This window comes from Pseudobdellovibrio exovorus JSS (assembly GCF_000348725.1).
GTDB classification, from domain to species: domain Bacteria; phylum Bdellovibrionota; class Bdellovibrionia; order Bdellovibrionales; family Bdellovibrionaceae; genus Pseudobdellovibrio; species Pseudobdellovibrio exovorus.
In genome coordinates this window covers 146,107-171,351 of sequence record NC_020813.1, presented here as the reverse complement: position 1 = coordinate 171,351, position 25,245 = coordinate 146,107, and the positions used below count along the sequence as shown (strand labels likewise).

At 42.0% G+C, this 25,245-nt stretch carries 20 protein-coding genes; 12 read left to right on the top strand and 8 right to left on the bottom strand.

Features of this window, described 5'->3' with window-relative positions; translation table 11 throughout:
* Nucleotides 1–2 precede the first annotated feature (2 nt).
* The 4 genes from A11Q_RS00835 to mbhE are packed head-to-tail and all read right to left on the bottom strand — an operon-like array spanning nt 3 to nt 4,334.
* A complete protein-coding gene (locus A11Q_RS00835; protein WP_015468879.1) occupies nt 3–1,517 on the bottom strand; it encodes a complex I subunit 5 family protein in 1,515 nt (504 codons plus the stop codon).
* Nucleotides 1,517–1,873 (bottom strand): sodium:proton antiporter, encoded by a 357-nt coding sequence (locus A11Q_RS00830; RefSeq protein WP_015468878.1) that lies wholly within the window; start codon nt 1,871–1,873, stop codon nt 1,517–1,519. The genes A11Q_RS00835 and A11Q_RS00830 overlap by 1 nt, the downstream gene beginning before the upstream one ends.
* Nucleotides 1,870–2,280 (bottom strand): MnhB domain-containing protein, encoded by a 411-nt coding sequence (locus tag A11Q_RS00825; RefSeq protein ID WP_015468877.1) that lies wholly within the window; start codon nt 2,278–2,280, stop codon nt 1,870–1,872. Before A11Q_RS00825 ends, A11Q_RS00830 begins: the two co-directional genes overlap by 4 nt.
* Nucleotides 2,277–4,334, bottom strand: coding sequence for a hydrogen gas-evolving membrane-bound hydrogenase subunit E (gene mbhE, locus A11Q_RS00820; protein WP_015468876.1), 2,058 nt, complete (start codon nt 4,332–4,334; stop codon nt 2,277–2,279). Before mbhE ends, A11Q_RS00825 begins: the two co-directional genes overlap by 4 nt.
* Nucleotides 4,335–4,916: 582 nt before the next feature.
* On the opposite strand from mbhE, the gene A11Q_RS00810 reads away from it, so the two are divergent.
* Together A11Q_RS00810 and A11Q_RS00805 are read left to right on the top strand one after the other, a co-directional pair.
* The gene (locus A11Q_RS00810; RefSeq protein ID WP_015468875.1) at nt 4,917–5,279 is read left to right on the top strand and encodes a hypothetical protein; all 363 of its coding nucleotides are present in this window, start codon (nt 4,917–4,919) and stop codon (nt 5,277–5,279) included.
* A gap of 17 nt (nt 5,280–5,296) precedes the next feature.
* Nucleotides 5,297–6,703 carry a hypothetical protein gene (locus A11Q_RS00805; protein ID WP_015468874.1) on the top strand — a complete coding sequence of 469 codons (1,407 nt, stop codon included), beginning with the start codon at nt 5,297–5,299 and terminating at the stop codon, nt 6,701–6,703.
* Here the strand turns inward: A11Q_RS00805 and A11Q_RS00800 are convergent.
* Nucleotides 6,700–7,539 carry a hypothetical protein gene (locus A11Q_RS00800; protein WP_158320342.1) on the bottom strand — a complete coding sequence of 280 codons (840 nt, stop codon included), beginning with the start codon at nt 7,537–7,539 and terminating at the stop codon, nt 6,700–6,702. The genes A11Q_RS00805 and A11Q_RS00800 overlap by 4 nt on opposite strands.
* Before the next feature lie 172 nt (nt 7,540–7,711).
* Between A11Q_RS00800 and A11Q_RS00795 the strand changes: the two genes are divergently transcribed.
* Both A11Q_RS00795 and A11Q_RS00790 read left to right on the top strand, forming a co-directional pair.
* Nucleotides 7,712–8,782: a DNA alkylation repair protein gene (locus tag A11Q_RS00795; RefSeq protein WP_041575374.1), complete on the top strand. Its 1,071-nt coding sequence runs from the start codon at nt 7,712–7,714 to the stop codon at nt 8,780–8,782.
* Between the two features lie 70 nt (nt 8,783–8,852).
* Entirely contained in the window at nt 8,853–9,506 is a 654-nt protein-coding gene (locus A11Q_RS00790; protein ID WP_015468871.1) for a glutathione binding-like protein, read from the top strand.
* On the opposite strand, the gene A11Q_RS13225 is transcribed toward A11Q_RS00790, so the two are convergent.
* Nucleotides 9,503–9,934 carry an MAPEG family protein gene (locus A11Q_RS13225; RefSeq protein ID WP_015468870.1) on the bottom strand — a complete coding sequence of 144 codons (432 nt, stop codon included), beginning with the start codon at nt 9,932–9,934 and terminating at the stop codon, nt 9,503–9,505. The genes A11Q_RS00790 and A11Q_RS13225 overlap by 4 nt on opposite strands.
* A 43-nt stretch (nt 9,935–9,977) precedes the next feature.
* The gene (locus A11Q_RS00780) at nt 9,978–11,162 is read right to left on the bottom strand and encodes a benzoate/H(+) symporter BenE family transporter (protein WP_015468869.1); all 1,185 of its coding nucleotides are present in this window, start codon (nt 11,160–11,162) and stop codon (nt 9,978–9,980) included.
* A 146-nt stretch (nt 11,163–11,308) separates the two neighbouring features.
* Here A11Q_RS00780 and A11Q_RS00775 point away from each other — a divergent pair, with 146 nt between their 5' ends.
* The 8 genes from A11Q_RS00775 (at nt 11,309) to A11Q_RS00740 (ending at nt 24,139) form a co-directional block, all read left to right on the top strand.
* Complete coding sequence (locus A11Q_RS00775) at nt 11,309–11,968, top strand: hypothetical protein (protein WP_015468868.1); 660 nt, start codon at nt 11,309–11,311, stop codon at nt 11,966–11,968.
* A 139-nt stretch (nt 11,969–12,107) separates the two neighbouring features.
* Complete coding sequence (locus A11Q_RS00770) at nt 12,108–14,741, top strand: penicillin-binding protein 1A (protein ID WP_015468867.1); 2,634 nt, start codon at nt 12,108–12,110, stop codon at nt 14,739–14,741.
* 4 nt (nt 14,742–14,745) lie between these two features.
* Nucleotides 14,746–17,616, top strand: coding sequence for an excinuclease ABC subunit UvrA (gene uvrA, locus A11Q_RS00765; RefSeq protein WP_015468866.1), 2,871 nt, complete (start codon nt 14,746–14,748; stop codon nt 17,614–17,616).
* Nucleotides 17,606–19,318 carry an ABC transporter ATP-binding protein gene (locus A11Q_RS00760; RefSeq protein WP_015468865.1) on the top strand — a complete coding sequence of 571 codons (1,713 nt, stop codon included), beginning with the start codon at nt 17,606–17,608 and terminating at the stop codon, nt 19,316–19,318. Before uvrA ends, A11Q_RS00760 begins: the two co-directional genes overlap by 11 nt.
* A gap of 138 nt (nt 19,319–19,456) precedes the next feature.
* Nucleotides 19,457–21,013: a sigma 54-interacting transcriptional regulator gene (locus A11Q_RS00755; protein ID WP_015468864.1), complete on the top strand. Its 1,557-nt coding sequence runs from the start codon at nt 19,457–19,459 to the stop codon at nt 21,011–21,013.
* A gap of 261 nt (nt 21,014–21,274) precedes the next feature.
* On the top strand, nt 21,275–22,108 hold the full coding sequence (locus A11Q_RS00750) for a P-loop NTPase family protein (protein ID WP_015468863.1): 834 nt from the start codon (nt 21,275–21,277) through the stop codon (nt 22,106–22,108).
* Between the two features lie 46 nt (nt 22,109–22,154).
* On the top strand, nt 22,155–23,183 hold the full coding sequence (locus tag A11Q_RS00745; RefSeq protein WP_015468862.1) for an aminoglycoside phosphotransferase family protein: 1,029 nt from the start codon (nt 22,155–22,157) through the stop codon (nt 23,181–23,183).
* Nucleotides 23,180–24,139, top strand: a complete 960-nt coding sequence (locus tag A11Q_RS00740) for a sugar phosphate nucleotidyltransferase (protein ID WP_015468861.1) — start codon at nt 23,180–23,182, stop codon at nt 24,137–24,139. Before A11Q_RS00745 ends, A11Q_RS00740 begins: the two co-directional genes overlap by 4 nt.
* Here A11Q_RS00740 and A11Q_RS00735 read toward each other — a convergent pair.
* Nucleotides 24,116–25,228: an anhydro-N-acetylmuramic acid kinase gene (locus A11Q_RS00735; RefSeq protein ID WP_015468860.1), complete on the bottom strand. Its 1,113-nt coding sequence runs from the start codon at nt 25,226–25,228 to the stop codon at nt 24,116–24,118. The two genes, A11Q_RS00740 and A11Q_RS00735, sit on opposite strands and share 24 nt — an antisense overlap.
* Nucleotides 25,229–25,245 lie beyond the last annotated feature (17 nt).

Here is a 25,245-nt window from a genome sequence, read left to right as displayed (position 1 = left end):
TATCATTTAGAAACCTCTGTCAAAGTTTTAAGGTAGTTTTGCGTGTCCATCAGCTGAGCTGCCGCCAAGTCTGAGACATGAGTTAGAATAGCTGGATATAGTCCTAAACCCGCCGTCCATAATGTTAAAATCAAAATAGCGATTGTTGCCGTTAGTGGCACTTGAACAGGTCGATGTGACTTGTCGGCTACGTTCTCTGGACTTTCTTTTAAAAAAACTTTGTTCCATATTTTTAACATAGAATAAACTGTGAATAGTCCGACAAATAGGCCCACGCCTAAGCCCCAGTAAGCCCCAGCTTGAGCTGCCGAATAAAGAACAAAGAACTTCGCCCAGAACCCTGACAGTGGCGGCAAACCAGCCAAGGACATGGCCGATATAGCAAAAGCGGCTGCAAGCCATGGATTTGTTCGCATTAGCCCACCCAATGGTTTCAGCTCATCCGTTTGACGAATTTTAATAATTACACCCGATATTAAAAATAAATTCGTTTTAACCACCATATGATGTAACAAATAAAAAATCGTAGCAGAAATCGCCGCCGTCGTTCCAACAGCAAATCCTAAAGCCATATAACCCACTTGACTCACGATATGAAAAGAAAGAATGGCTCGCAAAGATTGATGTGTCGCTGCTCCATACACACCTAACAGCATAGTTAAATTAGCGACCACCATCATAATCACAGGAATCCAATCTGCCTGTAATGCTGATAGCGGCAAGAAGAAACGAGCCAAAGCGTAAATTCCCACCTTTGTTAACAGACCTGCAAATAACGAAACGCTGGAAATAGGACCAAAGGGATACGATGCTGGTAGCCAGTTAAATAATGGAAAAAATCCAGCTTTCATTGAAAAAGCAAATACCAAACAAAAGCCTGCAATCACAACCACCGATGAAGTTTGTGATACCTCTAAGGTCATAAGGTCAGCAAAATTCAAAGTCCCCGTCGAGCTATAGAGTAGTGCTAGTCCAAACAAAAATACGGAAGACCCCAGAATATTTAATATAATGTAGGAGATCAGTCCTTTGCGTCCTTCTTTTTTCTCTGAATCCGGCGCGCTGTCATCTAAAAAAGACCACGCAAATAAGACATAAGAGGAAAGAAGAAGCACTTCGAACCAAACAAACAAATTGAATAAATCATTTGTCGAAAAAGCGCCAAAGACTCCCGCTCCCAGCGTGAACCAACAGACATTGTGAGCCCAAAAATGGTTGGTAGATTCAGGTGATGATAAGGAATAAAGATGCACAACAAAAAACAATAAAGCACTAATCCAAATCATCAAGGCCGAGAAACTATCAATGTAGAAAGATATACCGAACGGAGCCGACCAACCACCTAAGGCTGTATGCAAAATTTGATCGCTACCAACCGTTAAATAAACCAACCAACTGGCTAAAAGTAGCTGCAAAAAACTTCCTAGCACCATCAGTTTGGGGCTAAGTCTTAAGCTGTGCACCAAGTAAGAAACGACTGCTAAACCGAGCGCCAATAAAACAGGATATGTTGCCATTAGCTCACACCCTTCTTTATAGTTTTCACTTCATCCAGCATCTGTAAATTCGATTTTTTCAGTGATGTTCTGACCAAAACAGCCAACAAAGCCATTGTTCCAAAGCTGATAACTATCGCCGTCAAAATCAACGCTTGAGGAACTGGATCCATTGCCACAGTTGGCAATACCATCTGCCCAGAGTTCATAATCGGAGCCGCTTTACTCTGTGAGTTTGAAGCCACAAAAATCGCAAGATTCACGGCATGCCCAATGAGGGTAACACCAATTAAAAAATCAAATAGTCGACGACGTAGCAGCAAGTAAGTTCCTGCCGCCGCAAGGACACCACAAGCTAAACTTAAAATACTAATCATGTGTCCTCCTTTAGTATCTCTGAAATGAAGACAGCCACTAATCCGGCCACCAATAAATAAACTCCTAAATCGAAAATTTGCGGAGTGCCTAACATTCCGATAACAGGAACCGTGACCCATTGGCCTTGAAAGACCTGTGCGCCAACCAATAGACTTATCACTCCACTGATTAAGGCTAAGAATAAGCCTATAAAGACAAAGCTCAAGGGATGTAAGCGGATCAATCGCAGTGTGGAATCAACTCCATAACAAAAAGCATGAGTCGCGAAAGTGGCTCCAGCAACTAAGCCACCAATAAATCCTCCGCCCGGCAACTGGTGCCCTCTCCAGAAAATAATGACCGAGCCCACGAGTAATACCGGAGTCAAAATCTTCATTCCTATTTGAAAAATGATAGATGGTCTCATCGAGTATTTCCTTTTTTTACAGACGATAATAATAAATAAATTCCCAGAGCTACAATTCCCAATACGGTTATTTCACCCAAAGTATCCAGTGCTCGATAGTCAACTAGGATCACATTCACTACATTTCGCCCGTGTGCTTCAACCCAACTGGTATTAGAAAAAAAGTCTTTTAATCGTGATGGTTGCGTTGTTAAAGAGGCAATACCTGTTGCAAGAGTAACGGCAATTCCAACAAGTACGCTGATCACAATTCCAAAATCCCGAACCACCATCGGTGCTGATTTCAATGGCCCTACACCCTTGATGGCGTATAATAAAACAAGAACACTTAATGTCTCGACCGAAAACTGTGTCATGGCCAGATCCGGCGCTCCAGCTAAAGCTAAAACAATCGCGAAAAGATAGCCCACGAGCCCTAGAAACAAAACAGAAAGAATTGGTTGGGACGTTCGCATAACAAAAAATGTTGCGATGATTTTTCCCAAGCAAAGCCACACAAATACATCATTCCATAGCTGAGTGTCTGGCCAAGTCACGGTCAACATTTGCATATCACCGATTAACCACAATACCCCGATAGAAAAAACTGCCATCACTGTGATGACGTAAACACCCAAAGTCCTTGGCTGCACAATGTTGCGCACCCACTTTGCAAAATCTAAGTGCGTGTACCAAATACGATCAAAAAGATCATCCCCTTGAGGCCAAGGTCCTCGATTTAAAACCGCGGACCATTCAGGAGTCCATTTTCTTAATAATGTAATGGCAATCAACGCAGCACCTACAGACATCAAAATATTTTTTACTGCCCAATCTGTCGTGCCCTCAACAATACCCATGGGCAAAGCGAGCCATGAAAATAAACTGAGTATCAATGGTGGTATCCACATCAAGGTCAGATTCTTACTTGATTCTGTCGGCGGATTCGACACTGTTCCCAAAAATGGGCGCACAGCCACCAACATACCAGCCTTACCTAAAACTAAAAAGCCCAAGGTCAATGCCAACTTCCACTCTATAGGCAGGTGAATCATGTTCTTTGCATGATAAGCCAAAGTTCCCGGAAGGCCTAAACTCGCTCCGGCCAAAATCAATCCGATACCAAAAACAAAAGGAGCCTTGTTGCGTAAGCCGCTCATCAAATCAATACGGCGAGTTCCCGCTAGCTGTTCAACAACTCCGCTGAACAAAAATAATCCCGCTTTATAAGTCGCGTGTGACACAACTAACGCAAATAAAGCCATAGATAAGTCATGTTCGGGCCACGCAATCATAGCCACCATCAGACCAAGATGAGCAATGGTTGTCCCTGCTAGCACTCCTTTTAAATCTAACTGCATCAAAGAAATAAAAATCCCCCAACCAAATGTCATGATTCCTAAAAAGAACAAAATCGAAGTCACAGGCTCTATAGTACTGAGCATAGGCCATAGGCGATATAACAGGTAAATACCCGCTTTGACCATAGTCGCCGAGTGCAAATAAGCACTGGCTGGAGTTGGAGCCGTCATTGCTCCGGTTAGCCAAAAATGAAAAGGGAATTGGGCAGATTTTGTAATTGCTCCAAGAATGATTAAACCCGCGATCCACTCTCCGTAAGGGTTCGCTGACAAATCTACGTTTAAAGCTGTCGAAATCGTCCATGCCCCTTCACTCACACCCAATAGAATAATCCCACCGAGTAGCGACAATCCCCCCATACCTGTCACCAAAAGACTGTGCTGGCCACCTCGACGGGCTTCGTAGACTTCACCTTTGAATGTGATCAGAAAAAATGAAAGGATGCTCGTCAGTTCCCACGCAATAAAAAGTAAGATCAAATTATCAAATGTGACGACGCCAGACATAGCCGCCGCGAAAGGCAATAGAACAGAGAAAAACTTAATTCTATAACTCAGATCTTTGAAATATCCCCACGCACTAATACTGACTAAAATTCCTATGCCCACAATCAAAGAAATAAAAAGCTGACTCCACGAATCCCATATAAAGTTATTCGATAAATCTGCAGTGGACCAAACAGGTAGAATCTGGGTTAAAGACGATGTGTTCATAGCACTCTCATTTTTTCTTCCGAATGTACTGTATAATAAAAAACAGGACGACAGCTAGGGTTGCTGCAAATCTGACTGGATAGGAAGGCCATTTTAAAATCGGGCTTTGTTCAGCCAATGCTGAAACAGATGAAAATAGCATCAATGACAAACAAATAGACTGCGGACAAGCCAACCCGTCTGAACTTTCTCGATCCTGAACATTTATATTACTGATTTTAGATGCTCTATTGAACACACAAAAGAGAGCCTTAAGAGACATGATGCCTTCCTTCTTGTAGAAGTTGGAAAGGCGCCCCTGCCATTCAATACCTTTTGTCACATTCGTATAACGTGGCAAAACCCTTAAAAATGATTGCGTTCATTATACAAAAACTATTGAGACTTGCCAACCGAATCCCATCATTGAAAGCCTTTAAGAGGTGTGCTTTTTACAAGGCCTGTCTAAAACCAGTTCACCTATAAACCCCTGAGATCTGTTTTAACTCGAATTGAGGCTCATATCTATTGGCGGGTGATTTGCTACGTCAGCTATCTGCTTATTAGAAACTAAAGATTCTGTACGTGTGCGAGGAGACCATAATGAAGACCACTCTTATTGTTGCTTTGACAACTTTATTGGGATTAGCCAGTTGGGTGAATGCGGCCAATCTTCGATATTCTCAGGTGTCATGCAATATCAATCGCTCGCAATTGACGATCAATGTGGCTCAAAACAAAGTCTTATTAGATGGGAAAAAATTGGCCAATGTCACACGTATTAAAGCGAATAATACGACTCTGACTTTGACGCTAGATAATCCTCAAGTGCAGGATATTCACACTGTACAAGTTAAAATTCCGAACACCATCAAGTATGGTGAAATCGATAGACTTATGGTGATTCAAACAGACTATATGGACTTTGCACAGGCGTCTTCTTATGACTGTGTCGTCACAGAATAACAACGGATGCTGATGTGATGAGTTTTCGTCTTATTGTTTTTTTAATCTTTACGTCAACCGCACTTATGAGTACAGGGGCTCAGGCGCAACAGTGTCCGACAACAGATTCTGCACTCCCTCCACTTTTTACTGTTTTAGAAAATACGGCTGAACGAATCACTGTGGACCTCGGAGACTTTGAAAAAGCTTTCGGAGACGCCGCTGGCGGATATAAATATAAAGTTATCTTTCGTGGCTCAAAAGAAAATCGCAATACCGCAGACGAGTTGATTGCAACTGGTCAGGTGGGACCAGCCCAAACACGTTTGACCATTCCCGTTCATAAAACGGGAACCTATCTTTTCAGTATTTTTGAAAAGGAAAACAGTCCTGTTTGGACACAGAAAGTCTTTTCAATTTCCAACAACGAAATTTTCTTAAGTGAATCTGACAAAGAAGCATTAGCCCGTAAGTATGCTCCGGTTGTGAATTTTCATAATGATGAACGTTATTTTCCAGTTTCACTCGAGTATCTAACGAACCAAGTAGAGCCCGATCCGGCCTTGGCTGAAGAGCCGTTTCGTCTAGTCGCGAAAAAAAGTGGCTCTTTCTTTTCTTTATTTAAATCCGCTCATCTTGATATCAGCTTTAAGTTCAAAGACCTTTTAAGTATTCTTCCTTTCTATGGACACTCGAATGCGGTGTTAAAATCTGGTCTTTCGCGTGCGGCTAATACCGCATTGAAACGCCGCTATGGCAATGGTCATGCAACTGTTTACTATTCGATTTTCGAAAATCCACGTTGGAAAGAAATCTACATCAACTATCATTTCTTCTATACCTACGACTCTAAAAATGGCACTGAAACCAAAGATGCTTTGCCTGCTCATATCTTTGATCGCGAAAGTATGACGGTGGTGCTACGCTCGACGAGCTTACAACCTCTGATGGTTTTTTATGGAGCCCACCTTCCGAATCAAACCATGGGACAACTGAATAAGTCCGGCCGCGTTTTACAAAAATGGCAAACAGGCCGTGTTTATGTGAATTGGCCCCTGGTTAATAAAATCGGAGAGCGCCCCGTTCCCGCTGTGGCGTTAGGCTCCCATGGAATTTACCCGAAAGAAGGCCTGTATGCTGTTTTGGCTCCGAATGACATGAAGCTCTTGCTGGAGCCAGCAGGTGGAACTCGCATTTTGTATCCTGAATTTATCGAAAACTTCGATAGAACATCTGACAGCTATTCGTACAAATTGGAAAATCTCAACATTGGAACAGTTACCAGTGATTGTCGAAGCGCACGGGGAATATTGGCCTTTTCGGGATCTACAGTGGACGTTCTAGGACCAACAAATGCCAGCTTTCCTCCATTTACTGATCGTGAAGAGGATTACTTTAGCTACGCTGATCCGAACGCCCCTATGTTTGATATGAATCTAAATTAGTGGCAAGGAATCTCTTGAGGCATCCAAGCATTTCCTTTTGAACAGAAAGCTTTAGAAAACAAGTCTGTTAAGTGAGACGCAAAGTGAACTTGCTGCATTGATTTTTCTGCGCGCCCTACTGCGGCCAAATCAGCCAGCATTTCGCTTTGACGATACGGACTAAATTTTTCGATAAATTCACGATCGATGTCCATCAAGTTAATCACTTTTCCTGTAAATGGAATTTCAATGCGTTTGTACTCTGCATCGTAGTCACCATCGAAGTTTCTTAACTGTTGGTTCATCTCTTTTTCATTCAATCTTGTCTTCGCAGTAAAGAAATTTGTTAAAACTAATTCTTTGCGGCCAATGCGATCAAATAACTCGATACGGCCCGGTAAAATATCATGCATCGCACGCAAAGCCGCTTGCTCTGTGTTGTTTGGAAGCTCAGATGATATTTGGTTTGGTAACGTCACTGACATCACACGTGTGTAGCTTTCTATAACGATTGCATGGAAACGTACAACTGTCGCTTGACGAGCTTGAACTGCATTATCGCCTGCGGCTAAACGAGCTTTATAGAAATCGACTAAATCCATTGTCACTGTGTACACAGGAGCATTTTCAGCGTTCTTTGGATTTCCACCGCTTTCCCAAAGTTTTCCACCATCATAATCAAAGATCGTACTTAAATCTAAACGACCATTTTCTGTATTCACTTCGTTTGGACGATCCCAAGCAAAGATATCATGGGACATCAATCCGATGATTCCTACATCCTTCAACAACATATTGGCCTGTGCTGAGGTAGCGAATAAAGTTAACGAAACAACTGCTGTCAATACGGCTTTCATGCCCATAAAAATCCTCCGTTTAAGTGATCAGCAAAACGTTAACGAGGTCGGCACTCAGACGTCAAGGTTTGCTGATTTTGTTCTCATTGCGTTTTCAACAACTGTGTCTAACTGGACTTTTTTGGAGCGTCTTTCATCTTCGCATTGCAGAACTTTAATGCTACAACAAAGCATGAGCTCATTAAAAAACTATATTGATATGTCCTTTCTAAAATCGCTGAGTTCTGATTTATCCTCTGCCAGCAAGAAATTTAATGGAAAAGGATTTCTGAACTCTGTACAGCCTCAACTGTCTAAATTGGAATTAAAAGAGCGCATCCGTTTAGTTTCGACAGAGCTCGGCCGTAATATCTCGGCGCCCTATCCTCAGCAAATTGATATCCTAAAAAAAGCAGCCCCCAAACATCGCGGTTTAGCTGGGTTGATCTTTCCCGATTTTGTTGAGGTTTACGGACAAGAGGATGTGACCACGTCGCTTGAGGCCTTGAAATTTTTTACTCCTTTTTCTTCAGCAGAGTTTGCCATTCGTCCTTTTATCGAAAAAGACCCTGTTCGTCTGATGAAGGTTTTGCAAAAGTGGTCGCGCGATTCAGATGAACATATTCGACGCCTGTCTTCAGAGGGCTCACGTCCGCGTTTACCTTGGTCATTTAAACTCCGCGAGTTTGTAAAAGATCCAACGCCGACGCTTGCTATTTTAGAACAGCTAAAAGCAGATGAATCTTTGTATGTTCGCAAAAGTGTCGCCAATCATCTGAACGATATTTCTAAAGACCATCCTGATCTAGCCCTGTCCTTAGCGAAAAAATGGATTGGACAAAGTGCTCACACAGATTGGATTTTGAAGCATGCCTTAAGAACTTTGCTTAAGCGTGGCGACCAAAGGGCTTTAAAACTTTTTGGTGTGGCGGCAGCCAAAAATGTGCAGGTCGCACAGCTCTCTGTGGTTAAAAAGAAAAATGCGATTGGTTCTTCTTTCGAATTTTCCTTTATTATATTAAATAAAACTCCACAGACACTACGCCTTGAATATGCCATTCACTATTTGAAGAAAAATGGCAGTTACTCGAAGAAGGTTTTCAAAATTTCAGAAAAATCAGTTGCTAAAGGCGACCATAAAATAAGCCGCCGTCATTCTTTACGCCAAATGACCACACGCCAGCACAACGCCGGACTTCATAAAGTGGAGGTGATCATCAATGGCCAAACCATGATGACCACAGATTTTCTTGTAACAAGATAAGTCAATTCGTGACGAACCCCTAAGTACATTCATAATGTACTTAGTATAGGTACATTAAAAAGGAGTTTTTATGGCACAAAAAATTCAGCTTTATTCATTTGCGACGCCAAACGGACAAAAAGTCTCAGTTGCCCTAGAAGAAATGCAACTGCCTTATGATGCACACACGATCGACATCACGAAGGGTGCACAATTCAGTGAAGAGTTTATCAAGATCAATCCCAACTCTAAAATTCCTGCCATTGTGGACCCTGTATCTGATGACGGGAAACCATTAGCCATTATGGAATCCGGTGCGATTTTACTTTATTTAGCTCGTAAATCAGGAAAGTTTCTTCCCGAAGACCCAAGATTACAAAGTGAGACTCTGCAATGGCTTTTCTTCCAAGTGGGTGGAGTCGGCCCTATGTTCGGACAATTTGGCCACTTCTTTAAATATGCAAAAGAGAAATGCGATCACCCTTATCCTGTTGAACGATACAAAACAGAAAGTAAACGCATTTTAGGCGTTTTGAATAAACGCCTTGAGGGTCGCACGTTTCTTGTCGGAGAAACTTATACCATTGCGGATATGGCGACTTTTCCTTGGGTGCTTTGCTTGATTAACCACTATCAAGCGGCGGATGTTTTAGATATTAACTCTTTCACCAACATCACGGCATGGCTTGAACGTATTCAAGCCCGCCCGTTAACAGCGAAGGGTCTCAACGTCTGTGGATTTTAGGCAAGTTCTGGCATCAGAGCTTGCCAGATCAGTTGGCCCCACATCACTAAAATAATAAACCATCCTAAACCAAAAAAGGCAGCGCGGTTTTTTACATTGTTGCTGCCCAGATGAATCCACGAATGTCCTAAGCGGCTTAAAACAAATCCCCAAGCTAGAATAAGCGTAAAATAGCTCGCTTGATCTAAAGCCATAAAGACAGCACAAGTAGCCAAGAACAGTATCGGCACTTGGAATTGGTTATCATAGTGACGGCCAATCACTAACATTTTTTCTTGCGGGTTGCTTCCACTGTAAGTTTTAAAGTACCCAAATCCCACTTCTCTTTTTTTCAAAGCCTGCACGCGGCTCATGAACATTAAAGCGGCTAGAGCAAACATATAAAACACATAAAACGCCATCGGATAGATCAATTGATATTTTGTCATAAATATAACTGTATAAGTCCAGACTACACAGTCAAGTTCACAATCAAGCTTCTATTGGCTTTGGGCGCATCAAATACAGAACAAGACCACCGATCACAAGGGACCAGAAAGCCGAGCCGATATTCAAAAATTTAAACCCCGAAGCCGCAATCACGAATGTGATAAAAGTGGCCTCTTTACCTTCCTCTTGTGACAGAGCTTTTTGTAAGCTCGCACTGACAGTACCGAAAAGAGCAAATCCGGCAATCGCAATCACTAGCTCCTGTGGAAAGGCCGAAAAGACAGAGGTAATCGCACCAGCCATAAAACCAATGATGATATAAAAGACTCCGGAAATAACTGCCGCCATATAACGGCGATCTTTGTTGGGATTACAGTCGGCACTCATGGCAATAGCCGCCGTCACCGCAGCAAGATTCACAGCAAAACCACCAAAAAAAGCCGTGATCAAATTTAGAATTCCTGTTTTGGTTAGAATTTTAGAAACCGAGGGCAAGTAACCATACGAGCGCATGATGGCAAAACCCGTGATATTTTGCGAAGCCATCGTCACTACAAAAAGCGGCAACCCAATACTCAAAAGAGCTGAAATGGAAAACTCGGGCCACGTCCAAGTAAACTCGGTAGCCGACATCGATAGGTTTTCAAAACGCAACAGTTTCAGTGCCGCAGAAACGCTGATGCCCGTCACAAGAACAAATAGCATGGTAAAATTCGGGGAATATTTCTTTCCCACAACATAGGCCACAAACATCGCCGCAATTAAAATCGACTGCGTATTGAAAGCTGTGACCGCATTCACGGTGAAGCTGAGCAGAACTCCTGCAAGCAAAGCCGCCGAAAGGCCTTGCGGAACGCGGTTCATGATTTTTTCAAAAACGCCTGTGGCTCCACTCAGTATCATCAGAATAGCGGAAAAGACAAAAGCTCCGATGGCCTGTGGCAAAGTGAATCCGGCCGCACTGGAAATCAGAAGAGCCGCGCCCGGAGTCGACCATGCGATCATCACCGGAACACGATATTTTGTAGACAAAAGAATTGTCAAAATACCCATTCCCACACAGAGCGAACCTAGCCATGAGCTGGCTTCCTGTGACGAAACGCCAAAGGCAGCGGCCTCCTGAAAAACTAAAATCGCTGAACTCGCCATACCGACCAGTGCAATAACCACGGCCGATGTCAGTGCAGAAAAAGAAAAATCACGTTGATATTGTTTAAGAATTTTCATGGATTAACTCGCTTCATTCTTTTGTAACAAAAGAACGCCACAGCGTCATTCTAAAACCCCTGTCGCCTTACAATGTAAGCGATTTGGTTAGACGATCTGGACATTACGATTGACTTAAACAACAACTACCTAAATATATAATGCTAATGAAAACACTAGCTGAACACCTGACTGTTAAAGAAGAAGAACGCAATCAAAACTGGGATGAAGTTTTCTTTAAACTTTTCTCTGAAGCAAACATAAAGATCATGACGGAAGACCCTCAACAAGGTCCAGACGGATGGCCTTACTTGATTACGGAAACTAGCGATCAAGAGATCAGTTCAGAAAACAAAGTGGATTCAGCTCAGAAAGTTTTGCGCTGGCTTTCAGACAAAGGCATCGGACTGGTATTGAATCCTCGTCGCAACCCTTACCCTGATTATGTATTTTCTTATGGAATGATCTGGTCATTTCGTGAAACTGGCTTGTTTATTAAATACAACGATCTGGTAGCAGAAAAAGAATTTGTATTAGATCAGAATAGCTTTATCAAAACAGGTCCACCTAGTGCTGAGTACTTGCCAGACTATGTGCGCTTAGTTTTAAAAGATTTCTTCCGTGATCAAGGGATTTTTGATGCGCGCGTCTTGATGATCTCGACCGACGGAGAGCACTACGACCTGTGTTTTTCACTTGAGTCTTTAGGTACACCTCCAGATTCAGAACATGAGGGAATTCTAGAAGCTATTTCTTGGTTTTTACCACCTCATTATTCAATTGCCGTTGTCAGCGAGCAAGGTCTAGCTGGCTTTGCTTCCCTTTAAGATTTCCAGTCAAAATAGCGCCGAAAACACCTACTACCTTTGTCGAGCCATGTGCAGGCAAAGGGTGTCTCGTTCTATGATTGATGTTAGTATAAACCCTGATTTTCTTTAGGATATTTTTAATCTGAAGCGGGGAATTATGCTGAAAAAGATTCTCATCGGTGTTGGGGCTCTAATTGTTTTATCTGTTTTAACTGTCTACTTGGTTTATTCATCAATCAATAAAAGTCTGCCTGAAATTATTAAGATCGAAGATTACCAGCCACTTTTGGTTTCACAGGTCTATGATCGCAATAACAAAAAGATCGGTGAGTTCTTTCGCGAGCGCCGCGTTTTAGTTCCCTACAAAGATATTCCTAAAATAGTTGTCGATGCCTTTTTAGCTGCGGAAGATGATCAATTCTTTAATCACAGCGGTATCAACTACATGGGTCTAATGCGGGCTGCGATTGTGAACATGCGTGCGGGACAAAAAGTACAGGGTGGTTCAACCATCACACAACAGGTTGCAAAAACTTTGTTCCTCTCGAACGAAAGAACTTATACACGTAAAATCAAAGATATCCTTCTTGCCATTCAGATGGAAAAAAATCTAAGTAAAGAAGAAATTCTTTATCTTTACTTGAATCAAATTTACTTCGGTCAAAGTGCTTACGGCATCGAAATGGCAGCACAAACCTATTTTAGAAAAAATGTAAAGCAACTGTCATTAGCTGAAGCAGCTATTCTGGCTGGTCTTCATCCTGCCCCATCCAGATTTTCACCAGATCGCAACCCTTCACGAGCGAAGGAAAGACAAATCTATGTGTTAAATCGTATGGCTGATGTCGGGCACATCTCGCGTGAGGAAGCCGAAGCGACAATTAAGCAGCCAGTGAAAGTCTATCTGAAAGAAGATTACGAAAGTTTTGCTCCGTTTTATTTAGAAACTATTCGTCAGCTTTTAGTAAAACAGTTGGGTGAAAATGTTCTTCTAGATCAAGGTATTCGTATTTACACAGGCTTAGATTTAGAAAAACAAAAAGCAGCCAATCAAGCTGTTGTTGATGGGCTAAAAGATTTGGATAAGCGTCAGGGTTTCCGCGGACCATTGCAGACATTAGAAGCGGATGAAGTTGAAGAGTTTCTACAAAAACAAAAAACACGTCTGATCACCGAATCCAATCCCGAGCGTATCATTTTACCCGATGGAACTTTTGCCGAAATCGAATGGCATCCTCGCCGTGGCGCGAAGGCCACAGCGAATGCAAATCCACGTGAACAGGCCGAAACAGATAAACTTCCCTCTTTCTTAAAAGTTGGCTCTAGCTATGAAGGTGTTGTCACAGAAGTGAATGATGGCATCGGCTATGTAGAAGTGCAGTTGCCCGAGACAAAAGGTTATATCGACTTTGAAACCATGATGTGGGCCCGTAAACCTAACTTCGAAAAACGTCCCGAACAAGATCAAATTAAAAATCCATCTCAAGCTGTAAAAAAAGGCGACGTCGTTCTAGTTAAAATCGTCTCGGAAAAAATGGATTGGAAGAAAAGCACGACTCGTAAGAATGTCACACGCCCTGATGCCGCACGCCACTTGAATCTTGAATTGGATCAAGAGCCTCAAGTTGAAGGATCTCTGCTTTCTATTGATCAAGAGACCCAAGAGGTCTTGGCTTTAGTTGGCGGCTACAGTTTTGCTCGTAACGAATTCAATCGCGCTTTACAAGCCGCTAGACAAACAGGGTCTTCCTTTAAAGCTATCGTCTTTGCTGCCGCTTTGAATAAGGGATATAATCCGTCAACGCCGTTAATCGATGCCCCTATTGCCTACCGACAATCTGGCGGAGACGAAGGCCAACAAGATGCACGTGTTTGGAAACCTTCAAATCACTCGCGCGATTTCAATGGTGAAATCACCATGCGAAACGCTCTGGCGCGATCGCTGAATATTCCCTCTGTGAAAATCATGGAAGATATCGGCGTGCCTTATGCCACTGAGTTTTCACAACGCCTAGGTGTATTTTCAAAACTCAATCAGGATTTCACATTGGTTTTAGGATCTAGCTCGTTAACACTTTATGAGATGACCAAAGTGTTTTCGCAGTTTGGCCGCAATGGTTTAAGAACTCGCCCGCTGATGATTAAAAAAGTCATCGATCGCACAGGTAAAACTCTATTAGACAAATTAGACCTTGATGTTCGCTTTGCAGAGGAAACTCGTAAAATTGAAGAGGCCTTTGAAACGAAACGCAAAGCTTACCTTGAAGGTTCACGTACAACTGAATCTGATTTCTACTTTGATAATCCCGAACAGTTGATTAAACCAGAAGTAGCTTATGTGATTACGGATATGCTAAAAGCGACTGTCACCGACCCTAATGGTACAGGCGGACGTGCCGCTCAACTGGGCCGTGAGGTTGCCGGAAAAACAGGAAGTACAAACGGCTATTTTGATGCTTGGTTCGTTGGCTACACACCCAATGTAGCCACAGGCGTATGGGTTGGTTTCGATAAAGAAAGAACTATTGGCCGATCAGAGGTCGGCGGACGCGCAGCGCTGCCTATCTGGTTAGACTATATGAAAGTGGCCCATAAGAATTTACCTGTTACGTCATTCCCTATGCCAGAACATGTTAAAGTCGTGAAAATCGATGCAGAAACTGGTAAGCTGGCGAACTCGGCAAGCAAGCGTGTTATCAACCAAGCCTTTGTAGAAGGCACTGAACCCACGACTGCGACAAGCCGTTCTGAAGAAACCACAGACCTGCTGAAGCAGGACATGGATGAATAGGTGAATGAGCAAAAACATACACGTTTGGGGAATCAAACAAAATAATTTAAAAAATGTCGAAGTGAATATTCCCCTCGGCCAACTGACTGTTATTTGCGGTCCTTCGGGATCAGGCAAAAGCTCGTTGGCTTTTGAAACTCTATTCGCTGAAGGCCAACGCCGCTTCATCGAAAGTATGTCGAACTATGCCCGTCAGTTTTTGAATAAAGCTCCAAAGCCAGATATTGAAGGCATTGAAAATATCCCACCAGCTATTTCGATTGAGCAAAAAAATACTGTTAAATCCAGCCGCTCAACAGTTGGAACCACAACAGAACTGATTGATTATTTGCGTCTGCTCTTTGAAAAAATCGGAGTGGCCTACTGCCCTGATCATCATATCCCTGCAGGTAAAACGTCGACAACCGAAGCCACTGATTTAGTTTTAAAACAGTTTACTGATAAACGTGGATATATCTTGGTTGAAGTTCCTAAAGGCAAACGTGTCTTAGAAGGCAAGAAACTTCACGCCCTACTTTTACAAGAGGGCTACCTACGCATCACAACTGTTACAGAAACAAAGCCAAAGAAAAAATCTGATGCCGCAAGCGGTGCTGCCACTTACGAAGTTGGCGAAATGATCGACCTCGGCACTCCGGCACAAATTAAAAAAGGTATTCCCGCAGATACGTTTTACCTAGTGATTGATCGCATGGCTTTCACTGAAGATGAAAAAGGTCGCCTGACCGATTCCATCACTCAGGCTTACGAAGCCAGCTTAAAATACTCTGTGGGTGTCAACATTCGCAAAGCCCTCGTGGTCACAACAGAGGGGCAAGCCTTAAAGCTCAGTGAAGAACCTTCCTGTTCTATTTGCGGATGGTCACCTCCGCCTATTACCTCTAAGCTCTTTTCTTTTAATTCCCCAATGGGAGCGTGCCCGACCTGTAAAGGTTTTGGAAATATCTTAGAACTGGATGAAGCCAAAGTTATTCCTAATCCGAATTTATCCATTGCAGAGGGAGCTTTAAATCCCTTTACCATGCCGAGCGCTGAACAGGACAAACGCGCCCTGATCGCCTATTGTAAAAAGCAAAAAATCCCTTTAACGAAGCCATGGAAAGATCTGTCGAAACCCCATCGGGATCTGATCTGGAACGGCAATAAAGATTTCTTCGGCGTCAAAGGGCTTTTTGAATATCTAGAAGAATTAAAATACAAAATGCATGTGCGCGTTTTTATCGCGCGCTATCGCAGTCCCAAACAGTGTACAGATTGCCATGGCTCACGCCTACGCCATGAAGTGCAGACAATCTTAATTGATAAACACAATATCGGCCAACTGACTTCAAAGACCATTGAAGATCTTTATCACTTCTTTGAAAAACTCACTTTAAATGATTATCAAACCGAAGTGGCTGGGGAAGTTCTTAAACAAATCCGTGCCCGTTTGAATTTTTTAATGCGTGTCGGAGTTAACTATCTTTCCTTAGATCGTGAAACACGCACCTTATCTGGCGGTGAATACCAGCGCCTTGTTTTAGCTAACCAATTAGGAATGGGCTTATCTCAAGCCCTGTACGTTTTGGATGAGCCCACTGTGGGTTTACATCCACGGGACAATGATCGCTTGATCTCGATTCTGAAAGACTTAAAAGATCTTGGGAATACCTTAGTCATCGTCGAACATGATCACGATGTTATTCGTAATTCAGAGAACATTATTGAAATGGGCCCCGGTTCTGGCTACCTCGGTGGTCAGGTGATCTATTCAGGGGCGACAGAATCTTTTTACGATTCTAAAGATTCTGTTACTGTTCCCTATTTAAAGCCAAAACAGAATGCGGCTTTACGTATCAGCCGTCCTGTCGAGCTAGAAAACTATCGCTACAAATTAGAGCTAACAGGATGCAAAGGTCACAACTTAAAAAACATTGATGTCGAGTTTCCTCTTAATCGTCTTGTCGTTGTCAGCGGCGTCAGTGGCTCTGGCAAATCGACGCTAGTAAGCAAAACTCTTTATCCCGCTTTGGCTCGTCAGCTGGATTTAGAATACGAACCGGTACAAGAATATAAAAAACTTCTAGGCACTGAAAACATCAAGAACGTTCTACTGATTGACCAATCCCCGATTGGAAAGTCAGCGCGGAGTTCACCGATCACGTATCTAAAAGCTTTCGATGCCATTCGTAATTTAATGGCTAGTACACCCGAATCGCAACAGCGTGGCTATACTGCAGGGACATTCAGTTTAAATGTGGATGGTGGTCGCTGCCCCGCTTGTAAAGGGACCGGCTTTGAAGAGATCGATATGCAGTTCATGGATAACGTCATTATTCCCTGTGATGTTTGCGATGGTAAAAAATATCGACCAGAAATTTTAGAGGTTCAGTTTAACAACAAAAACATTCATCAGATTCTTTCTATGACTGTTGCCGAAGCCATGAACTTTTTTGTGGCCCATCCGAATGTGCGCAAGCCTTTGTCTGTTTTAAAAGAGGTCGGCTTAGATTATTTAACTCTAGGACAACCCGCCAACTCACTCAGTGGCGGAGAATCCCAAAGATTAAAAATCGCCAAAGAGCTTTCACAAGTTTCACAGAAAGCCACTTTGTATATTTTAGATGAGCCCACAACAGGACTTCACTTCCGCGAAGTGGAGTTACTGATGAAGGTCTTACATAAATTAATCGAAGCGGGCGGATCAGTTATTGTGGTTGAACACAATTTAGATGTGATCAAAAGTGCTGACTACATCATTGATATGGGACCTGAAGCCGGACGCGGTGGCGGACAAGTTGTCGTCGCGGGAAATGTAGAAAAAGTCATGGCGAGCAAGAAAAGCCTAACCGGACAATATCTTAAGAAATATATAGGAAAAACAAATGCCAAGTGAGTTGAAGTCCGTCTTAAAAGAGCTTTTTGCCTTTAAAAAGTATTTAATTATTGTTGCCATCACAGGTATTACCGGAGCCGCTTGTAAAGGTTATATCGCCCTTTTTATTCAACAGATGATCGATGCGGCTTCTAATCCTGATAAATTGCGTAGTATGGCTTGGGTCGGTGTGGCCTTAGCTTTCGGTATTGGTGTTAGCCGCTATTTCCATATCTTTCTTATGAATATGGCCGCAGAAAAAGTGTCCCAAGCTCTGCGCCAAAAATTACAAACTAAATTTATGAAATTGAATTTAAAGTTTCATAATAACTATGCTGCGGGCTCGGGCGGTCTGATCAGTCGTACAATGAATGATATCCGCATTGTACATGATGGGTTACGTCTTTTTGCGGACCTTTTCAGTGCTCCTTTGGTTTTTATTTTTCTTATTCGCAACTTGTTTGTCTTAGATGCACAGCTAACTATTTATATTTTATTTGTCACTCCGCTATTGGCTATATTTTTAAAGAAAATCTCTAGAGGCATTCGCAAATACTCGATTTTCGGCATCGAACAGCTTGAAAAAATTACGGCGACCATTAAAGAGTCTCTTGATGGCGTTCGTACAATTCAAGCTTTCAATCTAGAAAAGCGAATGGAAACCCGCTTAAAACAACAAGGTGGCGACTTCATCTACATGCGCCGCAAGGTCCATGCACTGATTGAATCTATGGGTCCGATCACCGAGTTTATTGCGACCTTTTTAATTTTGGGTGTCGTTTTCTACTTCTCGCAAAAAATTTCTTTAGGGTTAGCTACTGCTGGAACTCTAATTGGTTTCATCACAGCTTTATTGCAAGTGAATGAACCTATTAAAAAATTCCAAGAGGCCTATGTTCGTATTCAAGAAACACGCGTGGCGGCGGCCCGTGTTTTTAGTATGTTAGACGAAGACAGCGAAGTGGAAGAGGCGCAAAACCCGATCCCATTTCCTGAAAACTGGCAAACGATTCAGTATAAAAATGTGCACTTTTCTTATGGTGAAGAAAAACTTTTACAGGATTTCAATCTGACGATTCGCAAAGGCCAAGTCGTCGCCTTTGTCGGAGAAAGCGGTAGTGGTAAATCCACCCTGGCTAACTTATTAGCGCGCTTCTACGACCCACAAAAAGGTGAAATCTTAATCGGAGACCGCAATATCCGTGACATTCAATTATCAGCGTTAAGACATAATATCGGATTAGTTTCACAGGACGTTTTCTTATTTTCGGACACTATTGAAAACAACATCTTGGCTGAAAAAGACGGCCCAGATCACGAAGGCGTCGAACGGGCCGCAAAGGCGGCCCATGCCCATGATTTTATTTCCCGTCTGCCGCTGCAATACAACACGCAAACAGGTGAACGTGGGAACTTACTGTCTGGTGGTGAAAAGCAGCGTGTGGGGATCGCTCGCGCTTTCTATAAGGATTCACCTATCTTGATTCTGGATGAAGCCACAAGCGCCTTAGATTCTATCAGTGAAGAACAGGTTCAACGGGGCCTTGAAACGCTGATGAAAGGTCGTACCACATTCGTGATCGCCCACCGCCTTTCAACAGTTCAAAATGCCGATCTGATTCTAGTGTTGAATAAAGGTAAAATTGTTGAACAGGGAACGCACAGCGAATTATTAAGCAAAAAAGGCGAGTACTCAAAGCTATTCGAGATGCAGATGCGATAGTGTTTCATTCTGAGACACTATCCAAAACTGTCTATAATATTTCAGACAACTCCTCAAGTCTGTACACAAAATTGACGATAACTTCTTTGACGATATTAAGACTATTTTTAGTTCTATATTACAAAAGGAGTTCGCCTCATGATCAATTGGAATGACTTTGAACACATTCACGTCATCAAAAAATTAAAACACATTCTACACTCTTGGTGGAGTATCGACATCGTTTTCACAGACGAGCGCGGTCACTTAAAAGGTTTAGATAACGATAAGCACGACTTCGTTAATCCAGCAGTTAACTTTCTTATTAAAAAAGATGCGGTTAAAGCTAGCTTAGCTGAGCTTGTCGCTTCTGCTGTTAATGAATTACATCATTCTCATCACCCACACATCTTCAAAAAATGGGATGCCTTGGGTTTTGATGTTTGTGTTTTCCCTATCGTTATTGAAAACGATTATGTTGGAACTGTTGTCGCAACAGGTTTCTTCAATGACCAAGCTACGGCACAAAGAATTGCTGAAGTTCGTGAGCGTCTAGCTGCTTTTGGCTGCTCGCATGATGTGATTGAAAAATCACTAGGAAAATTCCAGTATGTTGACCAAGCTAACAAACAACACTTCTGTGAGCTTGTTGAACTAGTAGCCCAAGAGATCGTAACATTACACGTTGAGATCTCAAGCCGTGAAGACCGTATCACTGAGTTAAACAAAGAGCTGGGCAACCGCTTCCGTTACGACAACATGATCGGTAAATCTAAACCAATGCAGTCGCTGTACGCCCTATTAGATAAAATCAAATTTGCTGACTCAACTGTTATGATTCAAGGTGAAAACGGTACGGGTAAAGAGTTGATTGCAAAATCAATCCACTACAACTCGCACCGCAAAGATAAAAACTTTGTGATCCAAAACTGTTCGGCTTTCAATGACAACTTATTGGAATCAGAGTTATTCGGTCACGTTAAAGGAGCCTTCACTGGTGCTTTAAAAGATAAAAAAGGTCTTTTTGAAGTGGCAGATAAAGGAACTTTCTTCTTGGATGAGATCGGGGATACATCTCCGCAAATGCAAGTTAAGTTACTTCGTGTTTTACAAGAAGGTACTTTCACTCCGGTAGGTTCTACCGAGATGAGAAAAGTTGACGTCCGTATCGTGGCGGCAACAAATAAAAACTTACGTGAAATGGTTGAACAAGGCACATTCCGTGAAGACTTGTACTACCGCTTAAACGTGATCAATATCCGCGTTCCACCTTTACGTGAACGTAAAGAAGATATCCCTGTTCTAGTAGAGCACTTCCTTACAAAAGTAGCTGAACAGAGCGGTAAACCGAAAAAACAATTAATGGGTCGTACAGTTGAAAAACTTTATGATTATCCATGGCCAGGTAACGTGCGTGAGCTTCAAAATGAAATCGAAAGATTATGTGTTTTGACTGGCGACGAAAGTAAAATCGGACACGAAATCTTGTCTCCGAAAATCCTTGAGTTGGGCGAAAAGAACAAAGTTCAGGGGTCTCGCCTTCATGGTAAACTAAAAGATGCTTTGGAAGATCTAGAGCGCGAAATGATCAAAGAGGGCTTGCGCCGCACAGGTTGGAACAAGTCTAAATTGGCCAAAGAATTGGGCATCAGCCGCGCGGGTTTAATTATGAAAGTCGATAAATACGGCTTGGATAAACGCAAGATCGCTAGATAATTCTTACAGTCATGTCTAAGACTTCACGCCTTCAAGAGACTTTCTTGAAGGCGTTTTTATTTGTATACTCTTTTGACATTTCCTAAATATAAGTTTCTATTTTTACACATAAAATCAGATAGTTATAGTTCATTCTTAAGGCCGCTGTAGACCGAAAATCCTGCCAAAATCCCATTTTGAAACAGTCGGCACGCAGTTTGTATATTAGTTTTTTTAGCTGAAACTCTAATACTCAAACGGAACGTAAAAGGCGGGGTAGAAATGAATGATTTAATGACTGATGCGGGGTGGATCAAAGCCAACTCTTTGATCAAAGAAAAGTACGGCAAAAGCCTGTCTTATCGTGCAATTAAACTTATCAGTGCTCAGGATGCTGAAAACAAAACTGGATTTTATTCTATTGGCGATGATCTGGTCATCCCTTTGAAATTAAAAGACTATAACTTAGGAGACATCATTGTTTCCCGCGGTTCTGTTTTAGACCAACAACAAAAATCTGAGATCACAGACCTAGTTAAATTCCTCATCGAACCTAAGCTTTACAATATGCAATTAAAGAAACAAGAAGAGAACATCGTCAAAGCGAAGTCTCATACTTTATCTTTAGTTGATGATGGCGATGAAATCATTGCTCTTTACAGCTCTGAAAAGTCGACACGAAAAACATTGTCTCAGGTGATTTTACTTAAATCTCATACAGAGTTAAACCGCAATAAAGTGGCTTTAAAAATCCACGAAATGACAGAAAGAAATCTGTTTGTTCACTTAGATGATATTGCCGCTTCTTTAGCTAGCAAAGAAGACTTCTCGTCTTTGACAGATATCACGATCTACATTGACGATATCGAACGTCTTTCTGGAAAAACTCTGGAGCTCTTACATGCTTACATGGACACTGCCGCTGGCGATGGACCATTGATTTTAGTGGGCTCAAACTTAACTATGGAAGCTATCGGTCAGAAGAATTGGTCTGAAGGTCTTAAAAAAGACTTGATGGGTTTTTACTTCGATATTGACCGCGTGCCATTGTCTCAGCAGACAAGTGAAGAAATCTTAGAACTTTTGTTCTTCGATCTAGACTCTACTATGACGTAATTGTCCCTTTCTTGCGTTTAGGCCTGAATAATGACAGCATATTTAGATGACGGAAGTTATTATTTCGGCCGACATACGCGCTTGGCTTTCAAAACAAATTCAAAGTTCTGATTTTTCAGTTATCCAATTGGCTGGGGATGCCTCAGCCCGCCGCTACTATCGTGTGATTGAAGGCGAAAAAACATGGGTTCTGATGTGCTGGGAGCCCTTCCAAGCTGAAACCTATCCGTTCATTAGTGTCCAACGCCATTTTGCCAGTTGCGAAGTACAAGTTCCAGAAGTGGTCGCCATTGGCGAATCACTTGGTGTGCTTCTTTTAGAAGACCTTGGCGATCTTACGTTAGAAAGAAAATTCTGGGAGAGCTCGCAACAAGAAGCTTCTGAAGGTTTTTACATCAAGACACTGAATGAGCTTATTAAAATCCATGATAGAGCCAGCAACTCCAGTCTTAAATCAAGTGCTTCTGTTTCGCGATTCGATGTTGAAAAGTTCCTTTGGGAAATGAACTACGCCAAAGAGCATTTACTTCTAGGATTACTTAAGCTGAACCTTTCAGAATCTGTAGCCACTGAATTGCAAAATTCTTTTCAAGATTTCTGTACGACTTTAGCTAACGAGCCCACAGTGATTTGTCATCGCGACTTCCATTCACGTAATGTGATGATTAAACGGGATAAAGTGATCATTATTGATTTTCAAGATGCCCGCTTAGGACCAGCACAATATGACCTCGTCAGTTTATTTAAAGATTCCTACGTGGATATGAGTGATTCCTTTGCCGAAAAGTTAATGGATTATTACCTTCAGAACTCAAATATTCGTCAGCAGAAAAATTTCAGTGAAGAGCGCTTCTTTCAAATCTACGAGCTTCAATCATTGCAAAGATGTTTTAAAGCCTGTGGAAGTTTTGCCAGCTTTATGAATACACGACAAGATAGACGTTATTTAAAATACTTAACGCCAACTCTGAAGCGTGTAATGAAATCTTTAACACATTTTCCGCAACACAGTGTCCTGAACAACATTTTATTAGATGCTGGAGCTTTAGAAAAAAATTACGAGACCCTGCCATGAATGCTCTTTTCCTTGCCGCCGGACTGGGAACCCGTCTTAGACCTCTGACTTTAAAGTATCCGAAACCCTGTGTTCCTTTTCTGAATATACCCTTAGGACTTTACCAATTTCGCTTTCTGAATTCTTTAAAATCAGAAAGCTCTTTACAGAACTTAGTGGTCAATACATTCCACCTGCCTCAGAAGATCCATGCCCTTTATCAAAATCAACCCTACTTCAACGGCATTCAGTTTTCCGATGAACATCCCTTAATTCTTGGCAGTGCTGGAGGCTTAAAAAAAGCTTCTCGCCTATTTTCAGATGATGAAACGATTCTGCTGAGCAATGCCGATGAGGTTTTTTTTACGGAAGATCATGATTTTTTAAGTAAAGCCTACCAACAGCACACGAAAAATAAAAATTTGGCGACGTTGATTGTGATGAAACACCCAGAAGCTGGAAAAAAGTTCGGAGCGATATGGTGCGAAGGAGCCTCTGTTCGCCACATTGGCAAGGACCGACCTACCGACACTAGCTTGCAACCATGGCATTACATCGGCATGTTATTTTTAAACCGACGCGCTTTGAATTGGATATCAGAATCCCAAGAAAGCAATATTTTCTACGATATCCTCATTCAGCACCTTGGTAGCGAACGTGTTGAAGCTTTTGAACTGAGCTGCAATTGGTACGAAACAGGCAATGCTTTTGATTTTTTTGAAGCGACTAAAACTGTTTTACAAAATTTAGATGACCACACTTTAGATTTCATCAATCAATATGACCCCTCTGACTTAATTCAAAATAAAGACGGTGTATCTTTAGTTTCTAAATCCGTGGATATTTCTGTGGATAAACTTGAAGGTTATAATGTGATCTCAAAAAGCAGCGATCCTCATTTGTTGAAATCACTTCCACTCATTCAAAACTCTGTTCTTTTTGAACACGAGCACTTAAACTTGAGTTATTTTTCCTAAGCTTGTTGCGCGTTTAGCACCAGTACTTTGTGGAATATTAGATGGTCTATCCCAATACTTAGCAGCAGCCAGACAAGCAAAAGCAGCTCCTTCAATACTTTGAAGTGGCCAATTATAATCTTCTGTTGTGCTGATTTTAACCTGCGGCAAATATTCTGATATTTTTTGTAATAGAAATTTATTTTTTGCTCCGCCGCCTGCGAATATAATTTCTTCAGGCATAACTGGGCAGAACTTCTTGTAGGCCACAGCAATACTTTGCGCCACCATATCGGCCACTGTTGCTAGGCGATCTTCAACACTCATTTCATGTAGTTGTCTTTGATATTGAGAATAAAAAATTTCACCGAACTCTTCACGCCCACAGCTTTTTGGCGGTTTTTTAGAAAAGTAGCGATGTTTCATCATCTGCTTTACTAAGGCAGAATTGCTTTTGCCTTTTTTCGCAAGGGAGCCATTACGATCAAAACTTTCTTTTCCCGCTGTGTGCACACGAACAGCCATGTCCATCAGCATATTGGCTGGCCCAGTATCAAATCCAAATTTAAGTTTTCTGTCCTGTATTAAAGATAAATTACTAATGCCACCTAAGTTATGCACACTGATAGTTTTACCTTTTCTTCCAAAGTTAATTTGATGAAAAAAAGTAGCAATGGGTGCACCATGCCCACCTAATGCTAAATCAGCAGAACGAAAATCCGAAACCACACTGGCGCCGGAAACCTCGGCTAAATAACTGGGCTCCCCGATCTGTAAGGTTGCGATTTGTCCTTTATGAAAAACAGTTTGCCCGTGAAGTCCAATCAAAGAAGCTTGCTTAAAAGCGCCTTTTAATTTTTTAAAACAGTTTGCATAATAACGACCGAGATCATGATGAAGCAGTGCTAACTCATCCACGAGCATTTTATGTTGGGCTGCTTTGATCAAATTTAGTTTTAGATTTTTTGGAAAGTTAAAGCTCTGCGTTTGTAAATGACGACAGGTCAGGTCTTTCTTGTTGACCTCAACCAAAACAAAATCGGCACCATCTATACTGGTGCCGTTCATAATTCCAATAACTTTTAATTTGTTCGATGTATTGCGCGCCATACATTAAAGTATGACGC

What these genes read in the sequence shown, in the direction of transcription:
- A11Q_RS00835 (WP_015468879.1), bottom strand. Translation starts at nt 1,517, where the DNA reads ATGGCAACATATCCTGTTTTATTGGCGCTCGGTTTAGCAGTCGTTTCT.
- A11Q_RS00830 (WP_015468878.1), bottom strand. Translation starts at nt 1,873, where the DNA reads ATGATTAGTATTTTAAGTTTAGCTTGTGGTGTCCTTGCGGCGGCAGGA.
- A11Q_RS00825 (WP_015468877.1), bottom strand. Translation starts at nt 2,280, where the DNA reads ATGAGACCATCTATCATTTTTCAAATAGGAATGAAGATTTTGACTCCG.
- mbhE (WP_015468876.1), bottom strand. Translation starts at nt 4,334, where the DNA reads ATGAACACATCGTCTTTAACCCAGATTCTACCTGTTTGGTCCACTGCA.
- A11Q_RS00810 (WP_015468875.1), top strand. Translation starts at nt 4,917, where the DNA reads ATGAAGACCACTCTTATTGTTGCTTTGACAACTTTATTGGGATTAGCC.
- A11Q_RS00805 (WP_015468874.1), top strand. Translation starts at nt 5,297, where the DNA reads ATGAGTTTTCGTCTTATTGTTTTTTTAATCTTTACGTCAACCGCACTT.
- A11Q_RS00800 (WP_158320342.1), bottom strand. Translation starts at nt 7,539, where the DNA reads ATGAAAGCCGTATTGACAGCAGTTGTTTCGTTAACTTTATTCGCTACC.
- A11Q_RS00795 (WP_041575374.1), top strand. Translation starts at nt 7,712, where the DNA reads ATGAGCTCATTAAAAAACTATATTGATATGTCCTTTCTAAAATCGCTG.
- A11Q_RS00790 (WP_015468871.1), top strand. Translation starts at nt 8,853, where the DNA reads ATGGCACAAAAAATTCAGCTTTATTCATTTGCGACGCCAAACGGACAA.
- A11Q_RS13225 (WP_015468870.1), bottom strand. Translation starts at nt 9,934, where the DNA reads ATGACAAAATATCAATTGATCTATCCGATGGCGTTTTATGTGTTTTAT.
- A11Q_RS00780 (WP_015468869.1), bottom strand. Translation starts at nt 11,162, where the DNA reads ATGAAAATTCTTAAACAATATCAACGTGATTTTTCTTTTTCTGCACTG.
- A11Q_RS00775 (WP_015468868.1), top strand. Translation starts at nt 11,309, where the DNA reads ATGAAAACACTAGCTGAACACCTGACTGTTAAAGAAGAAGAACGCAAT.
- A11Q_RS00770 (WP_015468867.1), top strand. Translation starts at nt 12,108, where the DNA reads ATGCTGAAAAAGATTCTCATCGGTGTTGGGGCTCTAATTGTTTTATCT.
- uvrA (WP_015468866.1), top strand. Translation starts at nt 14,746, where the DNA reads ATGAGCAAAAACATACACGTTTGGGGAATCAAACAAAATAATTTAAAA.
- A11Q_RS00760 (WP_015468865.1), top strand. Translation starts at nt 17,606, where the DNA reads ATGCCAAGTGAGTTGAAGTCCGTCTTAAAAGAGCTTTTTGCCTTTAAA.
- A11Q_RS00755 (WP_015468864.1), top strand. Translation starts at nt 19,457, where the DNA reads ATGATCAATTGGAATGACTTTGAACACATTCACGTCATCAAAAAATTA.
- A11Q_RS00750 (WP_015468863.1), top strand. Translation starts at nt 21,275, where the DNA reads ATGAATGATTTAATGACTGATGCGGGGTGGATCAAAGCCAACTCTTTG.
- A11Q_RS00745 (WP_015468862.1), top strand. Translation starts at nt 22,155, where the DNA reads ATGACGGAAGTTATTATTTCGGCCGACATACGCGCTTGGCTTTCAAAA.
- A11Q_RS00740 (WP_015468861.1), top strand. Translation starts at nt 23,180, where the DNA reads ATGAATGCTCTTTTCCTTGCCGCCGGACTGGGAACCCGTCTTAGACCT.
- A11Q_RS00735 (WP_015468860.1), bottom strand. Translation starts at nt 25,228, where the DNA reads ATGGCGCGCAATACATCGAACAAATTAAAAGTTATTGGAATTATGAAC.